Source organism: Streptomyces sp. NPDC057702 (assembly GCF_042799315.1).
Lineage (GTDB): Bacteria > Actinomycetota > Actinomycetes > Streptomycetales > Streptomycetaceae > Streptomyces.
This window is the reverse complement of the sequence record NZ_JBHVJC010000037.1, coordinates 40,557-54,116: the sequence shown is the minus strand read 5'-3', so window position 1 is coordinate 54,116 and position 13,560 is coordinate 40,557. Positions and strand designations below refer to the sequence as shown.

Below are 13,560 nucleotides of genomic sequence, written 5' to 3'. Positions count from 1 at the left end.
CGTGGAGTCCACAAGATGCCAGCGGGTAAAGGCGGTTTCCGAGGACCGCATATCAGTGGTGGCAAGTTGTTGTCTCGACCAGCGATCTACGGCACAGCGCGTTCCACAAATGCGGCGCAGCGTGCTCCGGAAAAGCGGTACAGGATGCTCCGAAAACGCGGTACACCCTGCACCACATCAGTGGGGCACAATGCCCCGGAGGGCTGCCACGTCCTGCGCGACAGCCCTCCGACCGACCCATTGTCGATGTGCTACAGGAGCCCCATCTTCAGCGTGTACACGCCGGCCTGAAACCGGGAGGTGGCACCGAGCGCGCGCATGATTTCGGCGACCCGACGGCGGTAGGTGCGCACGGAAATCGACAATTCCCGGGCCGCCGCCTCGTCCGTGTATCCCTCGTAGAGAAAACGCAGGATCTGCGCGCCGGAGCCGCCACGCAAGTACGCGCTTATCTGTTCGTACTCGGTGAGCGGAATGGCGCGCTGCCAGTTACTCATAAACATGTCCTGGAGGGCCTTGACCACCACCGGCGCGCGCACCAGGGACGCCTGGTTGTCACCCGCCTCGGGGTCCGAGCGCACCAGTGCGACCCGGTCGTCGATGATGACCAGCCCACGCTGCGACTCCCCCGCGAGCCGCACCTGGACCGTCCGCGCGCCGCCGCCGGCGTGCTCGAACTCGGCGAGCCGGTGCGCCATGGCGACCTCCGGCGAACAGATCAGCCGCACCCGCACCGAGCCGGCCCAGCGCCCCGCCAGGTTCTCCAGGACGCGCGTCAACACCTTGACGGCGGTGGAGTTGGCGGGCACCAGCACGGAGACGCTGCGCTCGGCGTTGGCGACCAGCCGATCCAGCGCCCGCACGGCGGTGTCGGTGTCCTCGGTGGTCACCAGCAGCGACTGGTCCAGCGTCCTGACCTGGTGTCGGGTCACCACCGTCTCGATCAGCTCGCGCACCTGGCGCAGCGCGTCGTCGACGTCGTCGACCTCCTGCGCCCGCGCTCGCGGCATATCCGGCAACGGCGGCCGGTCGGGCGGATCGGGAACCGCAGCGATCGGCCTGGAAGTCGACATTCTCACCCCGTTGAACAGCTATGAATCCTCATTGTGTCGAGCACGATCTCTCGACGTGAGGTGAACCCGGGGGTAAGTTGAGAGTCAATTCGCGATAGCACGGCCGTTGACATCGCACGCCGAACGGACCGTCGACGCCGACCGCAACGCAAGGAAATCGCGCGACCGCCCCCGTGGTAACCGCACAATAGGCCACTAAACCTACACGGCCACAACTTGCGACGTCAACAAAATGCATCCATTACGAGATTCAACAATAGCGGTCTGAAATATCTATCGCACCGCCAACGACTCCCCGGTCGATCGGGGTATGCGTGATCGACGATCACCGCACGCACCTCGCGTAACACCGTGTAACCGCACGCTCACGAGAGTTCCGCTTTCTCGGGGGACCCACGTCACGTTCGCCCCTTTTCACGACGTACACAGCGCGCGCACGGGGCCTGCGGACGGCGGGGGCCGGCCGACGGCCGGTGGTCCGCGAGCCTCGAAGGCCGGGCCCCGGGAGTGGGCGCCGGGCGGCGCGCGGCGGGTGGGGAGCCGAGGCGGGGGCCGGGCGGAGGCGCTGGCGCCGCGAACGCGCCCCGGGCGCGCGACGCGGCTCGCCCCGCTCCGGGTGTTTCGCCAACGCCGCCGCGCTGCCACGATATGGGCCAGCGCACGGCGCGTTCGCGACGTGCCCCGCCCACCCCCCGGGGACGTACGCCGGTCGGGGCCGAGAAGGCCCGGACAGGACCGTACGGGGGGCGACGGGGCGGGACAGGGCACGGCGGGGGACCACGGGCGGAACACGGGTGGGCAGGGCGGGGAGGCATGCGTGGCCGAGGTGTTCCTACGACGATTGACCAGGTGGCAGGCGGAACAGCAGCGGGAGGCCGTCGCTGACCTGTACGTCACGGCGTACCGCGAGCCACCTGGCGTGGGCACGGCGGACGGGGCGAACCCGGCCGTCACGGGCCCCGGTGCGGGGCTGGGGGGCTCGACGGGCACCACGCCGTCCGGCGGCGGACTGGGCGGCCGGACCGGTGGCGGGCCGGCCGGGGGTGGCCTCGGCGGCGGACTGGCCGGCGGCGGACTGGCCGGCGGCGGGTTGACGGGGAGCGGGGCCGGGGGCGGCGGGTTGGCCGGGAGCGGGTTGGCCGACCGGGCGCCGGCCGCGTCGGGCCGACACGGCCGGCGCGCGTTCCTCGACCTCTTCGCGGACCAGGTGGGCCAGCCGGGGTTCGACATGATCATCGCCAGTACGCCCACACTGGTCGGCTTCGCGTACGGCTTCCAGGCCGACCGGGCCCGGGTGTGGCATCCGGGGTTCCAGGCGGGCATCCCGCCCGAGATCGACGAACTCACCTACTCCCGGCCGGTGTTCAGCGTCGCCGAACTGTGCGTCGTCCCCACGCGTCGCCGCGAGCGCATCGCCACCCGCCTCATGGAACAGCTCCTGACCCGCGCGGACGGCCCGCTGGCGACCGCGACCCTGGACGCGAGCAACCTGCCGGCGCGGCGGGCGTTCACCTCCTGGGGCTGGGCGAGGACGGGCGCCCTCCTGACACCGACGCCCCACCCGGACGAGCCCGAGGAGCCGGGCCGCGAGGCGTGGAGCCACCACCTGGGCCGCTGACCACCCCCGGCCGCGCGACCCGCGCGGCCGGAACGACCCGGCGCCCGGCACTCCGGCGCCCCGGCACTCCGGCACTCCGGCACTCCGGCACTCAGGGGAAACGTCAACCGGACTCCCAACTCCCTTATGTGGTAACCCTGTTCAGGAGCGGAGCTGTCCTGTCACTCTGGGGCATCGGCTGGATCAGGCCCCTTCGACACCGACATGCGCGCGGTGGTGACGAGGGACGTCGATCTCGTCGAGCAGGGCCATCGCGAAGTCGCCGTGGGAAATGCGACTGGCCATATCGACGTCTGCCGTGGAGTATCGGCCGGAGCCCGCACCGGCATGATCGAAGTCACCAGCCGGACTGATGATCAGCCAGTCCAGCGGAGTCACCGCGGCACGCAGCACAGATGTCCCGGCCGCATGACCAAGGCAGAGGGGCCGGTACTCCTGCGGAAAGCCAGGAGTGTCCATCAGAGCCGTCCCCGCGCCAGTCTCCAGTGTTGCCGCCAGGCCGACAGCGACCAACCGGCCCACCCCCGCCCGCGCCAGCCCATCGAGGAGAGCGCGGGTCGCGGCTGTGAAGAAGACGTCCGGCTGCGCGCCGGCATCGTACGCGGCCATGATCGCGGCATCGTGCCCGGCCGCGAGATCGGCGACAGCGTCTGCGTCAGTGACATCACCGCTCACCAGGCGGACTCCCGCACCTTCCATGTCCGGGTACCTGGACGCGTTCCGGACGACCGCGGTGACGTGGTGCCCCCGGCTGAGAGCCTCATCGACAGCCGACCGTCCGACTCGCCCGCCCGCACCGAAAACAAGGACCTTGCCCATGGACTACCTCGCTCGCGCCTCAAGAAGATCTATTCGCCGACCTGCCCGAGCAAGGTAGCCACACTCGTGGTTACCTCCTGGATACCGCACTACGCTGGCGCTGTGCCCAAGCCCCTGGACCCGGACATGTTCGACCCGCTCTGCCCCTCTGACCTGGTGCCGTTCCGAGTGGGGGACAAATGGGCCGGGATGATCATTCAGTGCCTTGAGGACGGCCCCCGCCGGTTCTCCGAACTACGGGTCCCCCTACGGAACATCACATCCAAGGTGCTCACACAGTCCCTCCGGGCGCTGGAACGTGACGGCTTCATCGTCCGAACGGTCCACGCCGGACCCGCCCGCCACGTCGAGTACGAACTCACGCCGCTCGGCCGGAGTCTCCTCGACCTGATCGACGCGGCACGCACCTGGGCAGAGGCACACCTGGACGAGCTCATCGACGCCCACGAAGCGCACCACCCGCCGAACGAGCCGGCCCACGCGACCTCCTGCCCCAGGCCAGACACGTCATCGTGACCGAGACGGAATCTCCAGAAGCGTCTCACTCAACTTGAGGCACCCCAGGTCAGAGCATCACCCCGCCTCATCCTCAGCGAGACCGGACACGAGCGTCGAACCGGCCGTCGGAACGGTTCCGCGCCCAGGGAGGTGACCTCGCCCGCGCGGACGGATGCGATCAGGCAGCGGGTTCGGCCGAGACAGCGGCGGCGCCCGCCGGACGCGGGCCGCCGGGGCACCGGGTCACAGGGCCGCCGGGCCCCCGGGCCCCCGGGCCCCCGGGCCCCCGGGCCGGGAAATCGTCAACGTGCTGGCGGACAATGGAGAGTTGGCCACCGCGCCATCCGTCCGTCCGGTGCGTGAGCGGAAGCCGCCGGCGAGCCGACACCACCGCGCCGAACGCCGCGACGGCCCGCCCCAGGGGAGGGGGGCGGGCCGTCGCGGGTGGCTGGCGCTCAGGAGAGGGCGGCGTCCCGTGCGCGCGGCGCGCCCTCGTGCGGCGTCGCGGCGGGTGGCTGGGGGCGCAGGAGTACGGCGCCGACGACGAGGGCGGTCAGCGCGAACCCGGCGGCGATCAGGAACACCACGTGGTAGCCGCCGAGCAGCGCGTCGGTCTCGCTCGCCCCGCCGGCGGCCAGGTGCTCGGTGCGGGCGCTGGCGAAGCTGCTGAGCACGGTGAGGCCGATGGCGCCACCGATCTGCTGGGTGGTGTTGAACAGCCCGGAGGCGATGCCGGACTCGGCCGGCGTCACGGCCGCCATGCCCAGACCCATCATGGCCGGAATGGCCAGCCCCACGCCCAGGCCCATGACCAGGCCGGCGGGCAGGAAGTCCACCACGTACGTGCCGTCGGCCCGGCCGAAGGAGAGCAGGACGAACGCGACGGTGACCAGGCCGAGCCCGAGCAGCAGGACCGGTCGCGGACCGAACCGGGTGAGCAGCCGGGCGGACAGGCCCAGCGAGATGGCCGCGATCACCACGGCGATGGGGACGAAGCCGAGGCCGGCCTGGAGCGAGTCGTACGCCAACACGCGCTGGACGTAGAGCGTGCCGAAGAACAGCAGGCCGAACATGCCCGCGATCATGAGGAACTGCACGATGTTGGCGGCGGCCAGGCTTCGCGAGCGCAGCAGTCGCAACGGAAGCAGCGGCTGGGCGGCCCGGTCCTGCCGGACGACGAAGCCGACGAGCGACACCAGGGACAGCGGGCCGAGCACCAGGGTCCGGGGCGCGGCCCAGCCGATCTTCTCCGCCTCCACGATCGTGTAGACCAGCAGCGTCATCCCGGTCGTGACCAGGAAGGCCCCCAGGAAGTCGGTGCCCTTGCCCAGCCCCTCGCCCCGGTCGCGCGGGACCACGCGCAGGGCCACCACGATCAGCACGGCGCCGATGGGCGCGTTGATGAAGAAGATCCAGTGCCAGCTCAGCGCGTCGGTGAGCAGCCCGCCGAGCAGCGGCCCGACCGCGCCCCCGCCCGCCGAGGCGAAGCTGTACGCCGCGATCGCCTGGGCCTGCTCGCGCGGCCCCTCGAACATGGTCGCCACCATGCCGAGCACACAGGCGGAGGCCACCGCCCCGCCGACGCCCTGGACGAAGCGGGCCGCGATCAGCATCGACTCGCTGGTGGCCGCCCCGCACGCCACCGAGGCGACGCTGAACAGCGCGATCCCCGTCAGGAAGACCACCTTGCGGCCGACCAGGTCGCCAAGTCGCCCCGCGAGCAGCAGCAGACCGCCGAAGGGGATGACGTAGGCGTTGACCACCCAGACGAGGTTCTCGGAGGAGAACCCGAGTCCGTTCTGCACGGCGGGCAACGCCACGTTCACGATGTTCTGGTCCAGGACGATCATCATCTGGCCGACACAGAGCACCGCGACGGTCAGCCACGGTGACGCACTGCGCCGGGTGGCGGATGGGGACATGGTGACGCCTCCCTTAAGGGCACTATTTGTTACAGCGGCCATCTTCTGTAACCCTTGGCCCGGTGCGGAAGGAGGCACTTTTATGTCCCACAGGCACACGCGTGTACCCGGTCAGGTCATCGCCGAGGCGTGCCCGCTGGTGGAGGTCCTGGACCATGTGGCGGGCAAGTGGAGCATCAGCATCCTGGTCGCGGCGGCCCGTGGCCCGGTCAGGTTCACCGAGTTGGAGCGCGCGGTGGAGGGGATCAGCCGGCGGATGCTCACGCTGAACCTGCGCCGGCTGGAGCGCGACGGCCTGCTGGTCCGCACCGTCTACCCCACCGTGCCGCCCAAGGTCGAGTACGGCCTCACGCCCGTCGCGGAGGAGCTGTACTCGTATCTGTCGGGGTTGGTGGACTGGGCCGAGCGGCATCGCGGCGTCATCGCCCACGCGCGCGCGGCGTACGACGAGGCCGCCGGCGCGGCGCCCGAGGAGCCGGCCGCCCCGGCGGACGGCCGACGCCACCGATCAGGCTGACACCCCGCCGGGCGCGGGCCGGCCCGCGTGCCCGGGTCGCTTCAGCACCTCCGTCAGGGCGGCGATGCTGTGGTCGCCGTGTCCGGCCGCGACCGCCTTCCGCAGCAGGTCGTGGAAGGGCTCGTGCCAGGTGACGTCCAGGCCCGCCTCCGCGCCGAACTCCTTGTCGTGGCCCGCCCCGGCGAGGAACATGCCCACCGACGAGGCGGGGCGGGTGTAGTCGCCGCGGTCGATCTCGTCGGCGAGGCCCGGCAGGACCGAGTTGACCATCTCCAGCCACTTGACGGTGAACCGCACCATCGAGGCGGCCGACAGCCCACGGGACTGGAGGGCCGCCGCGCCCTGGAAGAAGCCGACGAGCGCGGGCAACAGGGTGCCGCCCACCGCCATCTCGTACAGCGCGGCCAGGTCCGTGTCCTCGCCCAGGTGGACGGTGTCGCCACCGAGAACCCGCAGCGTGTCGGCGTACTCCGCGAACACGGCACCGTCGCCGCCGTAGTACAGCAGGGTGTCCGGCGCGCCCACCGCCGCCGGCACGTTCTTGATCGCCCCGCTCAGATAGCGCGCGCCGTGCCCGCCCGCCCAGGCGGCCATCCGTCGGGCCCCGGCGGGCGACCCGCTGTTGAGGGTGACCAGGGCCCGCCCCTCCAGCGCCGCGCCGGCCGGCTCCAACGCCGCGATCGTGTCCTCGTAGGTGGTCAGGCAGGCGAGGGTCAGCGGGCTGGCCGCGACGGCCGCCGCCGGGGTGGGGGCGTGTGTGGCGCCCCGGGCCACCAGCGGCGCGGCCCGGGCGGCGGTCCGGTTCCACACGGTGGTCGGATGCCCCGCGTCCAGATACGCCTCGGCGAGCGCCGTACCCATCAGGCCCAGGCCGACGACGGTCACGGGAACGCGATGCTGCTCGGTCATGCGGTGCTCCTGTCAGCGGTGGAATGTCCTGCGCGTGGAGCCGGGAAAAGGCGGCTCAACACGGGGCGGCGTACACGTTGTTGCGATCGCGCCGCTCAGCCTGTTCCATGCTGCGAGGGCACTTCGACTTCCGCAAGTACCTACATTTCTGTTGGGTACGCACACTTTTGTCAGGGGAATCGCCGGTGAAAAAGCGCAGCTATACGTGTGGACTCGATGCCGCGATCGACGTCATGGGCGGCAAATGGAAAGGGCTGATCCTGTTCTGGCTCGACGAGCGGCCCCTGCGCTTCGGCGAGTTGCGCCGTGCCGTGGAGGGCGTCAGCGAGCGGATGCTGATCCTGCAACTGCGCGAGCTGGAGGCCAGCGGCCTGGTGCACCGCGAGGTCCACCAGCAGGTCCCGCCCAAGGTGGAGTACTCGCTGACCGACTTCGGCCGCTCGCTGCTGGCCGTCCTGACCCCGCTCGGCCAGTGGGGCGAGGACAACATGGAACGCCTCGAATCCATTCCGTGACGCCCCGCGTCCACCGCCCGCCACCCGGCCGTGACCACCGGCCCGCCGGAAAGGGCCGCCGTTCCGTACGACACCGGTCACGCGTCGTGAATTGCCGCCACCACATTCCCCGACACGACGGCGCGCCCCTCCCGCGCGACCGCCCGGAAACGGCGGATCGGGCCGCCCGCCCCGCCCCACGCCAATTCCCGCCCCGCCCGAAGACCGCAGAACGCGGCCCGTGTTCGGAATCGCCCCCCGAATTCCCCAGTCCACGGCCGGCGTTAGTCGAGAACGGCGTCACCCGACACCGACACATGACGCCGGCGCGCCGAGCGGTGCGTGGCGCCCGTACGCGACACCGAAGCGCGACGCGGGCGCGCGACACCGCTGCCCGACACCTGTACGCGACGCGGGCACATCGCGCCGTCGCGTCCGCACCGCGCCGCCCCGCACCGTGGCGCCCGGCCGTTCACACCGTGGCGTCCAGCGCGGCGCGCCACGCGGGGCTGTCGACGTAGTGGTTGTCGAACCGTTCCGCGGACTCGGCGATCTCCCGCGGGTCGGCCTCGCCCCGCAGCACCCGCCCGAGCAGGCGCAGGTAGTCGAACCGGCCCAGCCCCGGCGAGAACACGAACAGGGCGTCCGCCTCGGCACCCGGCGCCGCCGCGAAGGCGTGCGGTGTGCGCGGTGGCACCGCCAGGAAGTCACCCGCGTCCAGAACCGTGACCTCCTCCCCCACCAGCACCCGCAACGAGCCGCCGATCACGAAGAACAGCTCCGTCGCCCTCGTGTGGAAGTGGGCCGGCGCCCCCACCGCCCCCTCGGCGAAGCGGGAGCGGTAGCTCGTGAACCCGTCCGACTCGCCCAACAGCGACATCACGCCGCTCGGATCGGCACAGGTCTCGGCGGCATCCCGCCGTGTCAGCATCAGCGAAGGGGAGGCATCCCCCAGGGGGCCCGAAGGCGTCGGCGTATCCATGCCCCCACCGTACGAACCGGAGTGACCGCCCCCGGAGGTCACTCCGGCTCCGGATTCCTGGGCCAATCGCCCCGACCCGCCCGGCCTGGCGGTCAGTTGTCGGGAGTGGGCGGGGTGGTGGTGGTGGGCGGGGCGACGGGGGGCGGGTCCCAGGTGAAGGTGGACGGGGTGTACGTCGGTGGGGGCGTCGACTCGGGGAGGGCGAAGGGCCCCTTCCTCGCCGTGATCAGGTACAGGAACACCACGACGACGACGCAACTCAGGATGATCAGGGCCAGGCCCACGGGGTTGTCGGCGTTGTAGACGTACCGGTTGGTCCCCCACTTGCTCTTCTTGAAGACCGGCTCGTAGTCGTCGTCAGGCCGTGGCATGAGCTCCCCCGAGAAGCGCCGTCCGATGGGTTTCCGTCAGCGGTGATCGTCGCATATCGGCCAACGTCGGCCCGGGGGCCCTCACGCCGGCTCGGGGCGCCGCACGCGAGGCGGGCCGGGGGTGTGGGGGTGCCGCCGCCGCCCGGAGGAGCGCGGGAAGCGCGGGGGCGGGCCTCCGCTTTTGGCCGGGGATGCGCTGCCGCCCCGCGCGGCGGAGCGCGACGCTGGGGACGCGTACGGTGAGGAACGCCCGCGGGGGGCGCGCTCGGGCGCGAGAAAAGCCGTGCTTCAGGGACATATCCGGGGCGTGGGAAATGGGTTGGGCGAGCGGCGGGAATCTACCGCGCGGTAGTGAAATACGGGGTTCCGTGGCGCGGGCCGCGACGGCTCGCGCGTACGCGCTGTGGGCACGGGCGCGGTCGGTCGCGGGAATGGGAGTCGCGGCGGGAGAGTTCCGCGCCCGGGGCGTCGACCGAGCGCGGGGTGAGCGGACCCACCGTGCCGAGGCGACCGCATCCCGTGGCCAACACGGCTGGTCAACGCGTAGCGGTGGCCGCGCGGGCGGGCGAGGGGTGGCGGGCGCGGAGGAGCGCGAATGGCCGAGAAGCGTTTCTTCGGCCGCGTTTTCCCCTCGTAATTCAGCGCTCGTTCGGGGGGAGTTGTTCAAAACGGGGAATAGACACCACATGCCGCTCCCGATACGAGAACCCACTCGAACCCTCTTACGGCCGCGACGAGAATGCGAAAGGGGACGCATGACCATCAGAATGAGCGACTCCGGATACCACGGACCCCAGCCGGGCGAGCGGGCGTACGACCCACTCGCCGACCGGATCGGTGTGCTCCAGTCGGTCCACAGCGTGGAAGATCTCCTGTTCGACCCCGAGGTCGACGGAAAACGTATCGCCTTCCTCCGTCCCGTCGGTGGCGGCATCGAGTGGACGGCCGACGCCGACGGGCTCCGCTCCCCGGAGTCGGGGCACACCCCCGAAGCCGGCTAGAAGGTCGCGCCCGGCCTAGCGACACCTGACCGGTGCACCGTCAACGCGCGCACCCGCGCCCACCGGGCCCGTACGGCCGGCTCGCCCCCGGGCGGTCCCGCCCCTCGCGAGAAGGTGCACCCGTCAGCTCACCCGCGTGGCGGCGCGGCCCCGGGCCTGGCGAGCGCGCCCACCCGGCGCCGGTGACGGGTCACGCGAGGTCGGTGCCGAACTCCGTGGCCCCGGGGTGATCTTCGGAACTACGGTGGGGCGGGCGACGGCGCTCGGTGACCGGTCCCGCACCGGGGCGGCCGTGCGCGCGTGGGGTTCGGCCGCCGCCGAACGCCGCGTCGCCGACCACTCGGGGGGATGCGCATGACGAACGACGCGGCACCGGCTGATGACATGTCCCAGGCAAGCTCGCCCGCGCACCCGGCGGCGAGCGACGACGCGGGCACGCCACCCCTGGACTGGGCGGCGCTCAGGGCGACGGCCGACCGACGGCGCCGGCGGCGGCGTCTGGTCGGCGGGGCGGTGGCGGCCGTTCTGGTCGCCACCGGGGCGATCGGGGTCTGGCTCGTGGTCGGCGACGACGGGTCGGACCAACCCGTGCGGCACACCGCCGAGTTCCCGACCGGGTTCGGCGCCTACCGGCTCGCGGACGAGGGCGACTCCGTGTGGGAGCAGATCGGGCGGACGGAGAACCGCGACGCCACGCATCGGACGGCCCGCGCGACGTACCGCGACACGAACGGAAAGCGCGCGTACGCGATCACCCTGGACCTCGATCCGATCATCGACGTCTCCGATCCGGGCGAGGACGATGCCGCCGTCTCCATGATCCTCGGCACGGACGTCACGTCCGACGCGACGCGGAGCTACGACCCGGGGTCGATCGGCGGCACGTTGCGGTGCGTGCGGTACGAGGTGGCGGAGACGACCAGCGCGCGGTGCGTCTGGGGGAACAAGGCCGCGACCGTCACGGCCCAGCCGGTCATCACCTCCGGACCACGCCCGACACCCGACCAGACGGCGCGGGACACCCGGGCCTTCCTGGCCGAACTGCGCGTCAGCGAGGCGGAGTAACGGGCCCACGGGCCCAGCGGCCGGCCGGGCCGACCCGGGGAGCGGCGCGACCGGGGAGGGCGGCCGGGGGAGCGGGCGGCGGGGCCGTCGGCGTGCCCACCGGGGCGGGGCCCGCCGCACCCTGGCCGACCACCCGGGAGGCCGGGACGCTCGCAGACGCGGGGGTCGGGTCGAGACCGGAAGGCGTGCGGGAGGGCGGGGGTGGGGGCGGCCACGACGGCGGCTGTCCGAGTGTTGAGGGCCCCGGCTGGCGATGCCAGGACCCTCAACCCAGTCCCCGCCGGAGCAGGAGGCGACGTGGGCCTCCCCGGTCGGGGAATCCAACGGGTCCGGTGCGTGGCGGGCGCTCCCGACCCGTTGCCCGCCCTGAAAGAACGCGGGACCACTACGGTACGGGGCACCCTGTGCGGACCGCATCGGTCATCCGGCTGATCTCGTGCGTACCGCATCAGCTGTAGTACACAGCCGCTTTGACCCCCGTCGATACGAGTACGGTTCAGCCGATGTTCGCCGGTACCCCTCCTCCCATCTGCCCCGGTCGCTCTACGTACCGTCCAACTCTGGGTATCCGCGCTCGACTTGACGGTGGCCGATCAAGGCGGGGGCGCGGCCGGTGGTGGTGACCGGACGTATCTGGCGCGGGTCCGACGCCCGCGCGGCGGACGTCGCACCCGGCGCGCGGGCGCTTCGCGCGGGCCGCCGGAGCTCCGCCGTACCTGGCCGAAAACGGAGGCCGCGCGTCACTCCTGCGGGCACCGCTCGGGTTTCGCGCGCGCGGTGTACGACGGGGCGGGCGCGACCGGCGCGGCCGAGGCGATCGGCGCGGGCTGCGGTTCCGGCGCGGGGGGCGGGCCGGACGCCGGGGGCGGGCGGACCGGCGCGGTGTGGTTCGTGGGCGGCTCGGCGCCGGGGTGCGGGACGGGGCTCGGCGCCGGCGAGGGGGCGGGTTCGGCCAGGATCAGGGTCAGGTCGTCGGCGGTGGCCGTGCCGGCGTGCGCGTACAGCAGGTCGAGCAGCCGGCCGAGCGAGGCGTCCAGCGTGGGTCCGCCGAGCGCGTCGCGCACCTGGTAGTCGAGGGGGAACAGCGCGCCCTTGGCGTCGCGGGCCTCGGCGAGCCCGTCGGTGTACAGCAGGAGCCGCTGGCCGGGCGCCAGGACGACGCGCTGGAGAGCCGGTTCGGGCGTCAGCCCCAACGGTGGTGAGGGGGCGGCGGGTTCCAGCACTTCGAGATCGCGTCCGGCCCGCAGCGGCGGCGGATGGCCGCAGTTGACCAGGCGCACCTCGCCGGGCGCGAAGTCGGCCAGCACCAGCGTGACGAAGTCCTCGGCGCCGAGTTCGCCCGCGATGCGGGTGTCCAGGGTGCGGGCGAGCCGGGCCAGGTCGGGCTCGGCCGCCGCCGTCTGTCGGAACGCGGCCAGCACCGCCGCGCTCAGCCGGACCGCGTCCAGACCGTGCCCCTTGGCGTCGCCGACGATCAGCCGCGGCCCGGTCGGGGTGAGGATCGCATCGTGCAGGTCGCCGCCGATCAGCGCGTGTTCGGTGGCCGAGCGGGTGCGTACGGCCAGCTCCACGTCGCCGATCGCCGGGGGCAGCGGGCGCACGATGGCCTGCTGGCTGAGCTGGGCGATCCGGGTCATCCGCAGCAGCGCCCGGTGGGTCTCGCGATGCGCGCGTCGGGCCTCGTCCCGGGCGTCCCTGGTGCGCGCGTGGACGCGCTGGACGTGGGCGAGCAGCCGCCGGGTGCGCAGCAGCGTGTGCCGGGTCGTGGCGTACGCCTCGCGCGTGCGGGCGTAGGCGCGGCGGGTGCGGGCGTGCGTGCGGCGCATGCGCGCGTACCCGTGCCGGGTGCGGTCCTCGGCCCGTCGGGAGCGGGTCCGCGCGCTGGCCACCAGCGTCGCGCTCAGCCCGCCGCTGGCCACCGCCAGCACGTCGTTGAGGTAGTCCGCGCGCGTCGGCCCCACCGCGTCGCCCGCGTGAGCGGGCAGCACCACGGCGAGCAGCACCGCCAGGCCGGCGACCGCCGCCGTACGCGTGGCGGTGAGCCGGTACGCCGCCAGCAGCGGGCCGGCCACCAGGAACACGGCGAGGGCACCGCCGCCGACGAGGACGTGGAGTACGGCGATGGCCGCCTCGACGCATACCGCCGCCAGCAGCCAACCCCAGTGTGAGCGCACCGCACACCTCCGCGATGGGCCCCCGGGGAGGGGGCGAATCGTAGCCACCCTCGCAGACGTCGAAGGCACAAGTAGTCACTTTCTTACTTCCAGTGACGCGATACGGGCAGAAGTGGC

13 protein-coding genes are annotated in these 13,560 nt (G+C 72.4%); 6 read left to right on the top strand and 7 right to left on the bottom strand.

What is annotated here, in order from left to right; all coding sequences use genetic code 11:
- Positions 1–251 precede the first annotated feature (251 nt).
- Positions 252–1,073 (bottom strand): LuxR family transcriptional regulator, encoded by an 822-nt coding sequence (locus tag ACFVFR_RS25745; protein ID WP_383705777.1) that lies wholly within the window; start codon positions 1,071–1,073, stop codon positions 252–254.
- 817 nt (positions 1,074–1,890) lie between these two features.
- Between ACFVFR_RS25745 and ACFVFR_RS25740 the strand changes: the two genes are divergently transcribed.
- Positions 1,891–2,691 carry a GNAT family N-acetyltransferase gene (locus ACFVFR_RS25740; protein WP_383705775.1) on the top strand — a complete coding sequence of 267 codons (801 nt, stop codon included), beginning with the start codon at positions 1,891–1,893 and terminating at the stop codon, positions 2,689–2,691.
- Between the two features lie 183 nt (positions 2,692–2,874).
- On the opposite strand, the gene ACFVFR_RS25735 is transcribed toward ACFVFR_RS25740, so the two are convergent.
- Positions 2,875–3,510 carry an NAD(P)-dependent oxidoreductase gene (locus tag ACFVFR_RS25735; protein ID WP_383705773.1) on the bottom strand — a complete coding sequence of 212 codons (636 nt, stop codon included), beginning with the start codon at positions 3,508–3,510 and terminating at the stop codon, positions 2,875–2,877.
- 102 nt (positions 3,511–3,612) lie between these two features.
- Between ACFVFR_RS25735 and ACFVFR_RS25730 the strand changes: the two genes are divergently transcribed.
- Positions 3,613–4,026 (top strand): winged helix-turn-helix transcriptional regulator, encoded by a 414-nt coding sequence (locus ACFVFR_RS25730; protein WP_383705771.1) that lies wholly within the window; start codon positions 3,613–3,615, stop codon positions 4,024–4,026.
- Positions 4,027–4,463: 437 nt separating this feature from the next.
- Here the strand turns inward: ACFVFR_RS25730 and ACFVFR_RS25725 are convergent, their stop codons facing one another.
- The gene (locus ACFVFR_RS25725) at positions 4,464–5,930 is read right to left on the bottom strand and encodes a DHA2 family efflux MFS transporter permease subunit (protein WP_383705769.1); all 1,467 of its coding nucleotides are present in this window, start codon (positions 5,928–5,930) and stop codon (positions 4,464–4,466) included.
- An 82-nt stretch (positions 5,931–6,012) separates the two neighbouring features.
- Between ACFVFR_RS25725 and ACFVFR_RS25720 the strand changes: the two genes are divergently transcribed.
- Positions 6,013–6,447 (top strand): winged helix-turn-helix transcriptional regulator, encoded by a 435-nt coding sequence (locus tag ACFVFR_RS25720; protein WP_383705767.1) that lies wholly within the window; start codon positions 6,013–6,015, stop codon positions 6,445–6,447.
- Here the strand turns inward: ACFVFR_RS25720 and ACFVFR_RS25715 are convergent.
- Entirely contained in the window at positions 6,439–7,356 is a 918-nt protein-coding gene (locus tag ACFVFR_RS25715) for an NAD(P)-dependent oxidoreductase (protein WP_383705765.1), read from the bottom strand. The genes ACFVFR_RS25720 and ACFVFR_RS25715 overlap by 9 nt on opposite strands.
- Positions 7,357–7,541: 185 nt before the next feature.
- Between ACFVFR_RS25715 and ACFVFR_RS25710 the strand changes: the two genes are divergently transcribed.
- Entirely contained in the window at positions 7,542–7,871 is a 330-nt protein-coding gene (locus tag ACFVFR_RS25710) for a winged helix-turn-helix transcriptional regulator (protein ID WP_383705763.1), read from the top strand.
- Positions 7,872–8,322: 451 nt separating this feature from the next.
- Here ACFVFR_RS25710 and ACFVFR_RS25705 read toward each other — a convergent pair whose 3' ends face one another.
- Positions 8,323–8,781 (bottom strand): cupin domain-containing protein, encoded by a 459-nt coding sequence (locus ACFVFR_RS25705; RefSeq protein ID WP_383705761.1) that lies wholly within the window; start codon positions 8,779–8,781, stop codon positions 8,323–8,325.
- A gap of 143 nt (positions 8,782–8,924) precedes the next feature.
- Complete coding sequence (locus tag ACFVFR_RS25700) at positions 8,925–9,203, bottom strand: hypothetical protein (RefSeq protein ID WP_383705759.1); 279 nt, start codon at positions 9,201–9,203, stop codon at positions 8,925–8,927.
- Positions 9,204–9,958: 755 nt separating this feature from the next.
- Between ACFVFR_RS25700 and ACFVFR_RS25695 the strand changes: the two genes are divergently transcribed.
- On the top strand, positions 9,959–10,204 hold the full coding sequence (locus ACFVFR_RS25695) for a hypothetical protein (RefSeq protein WP_383705757.1): 246 nt from the start codon (positions 9,959–9,961) through the stop codon (positions 10,202–10,204).
- 348 nt (positions 10,205–10,552) lie between these two features.
- On the top strand, positions 10,553–11,269 hold the full coding sequence (locus tag ACFVFR_RS25690) for a hypothetical protein (protein WP_383705755.1): 717 nt from the start codon (positions 10,553–10,555) through the stop codon (positions 11,267–11,269).
- Between the two features lie 740 nt (positions 11,270–12,009).
- On the opposite strand, the gene ACFVFR_RS25685 is transcribed toward ACFVFR_RS25690, so the two are convergent.
- Positions 12,010–13,443: a PP2C family protein-serine/threonine phosphatase gene (locus tag ACFVFR_RS25685; protein ID WP_383705753.1), complete on the bottom strand. Its 1,434-nt coding sequence runs from the start codon at positions 13,441–13,443 to the stop codon at positions 12,010–12,012.
- Positions 13,444–13,560 lie beyond the last annotated feature (117 nt).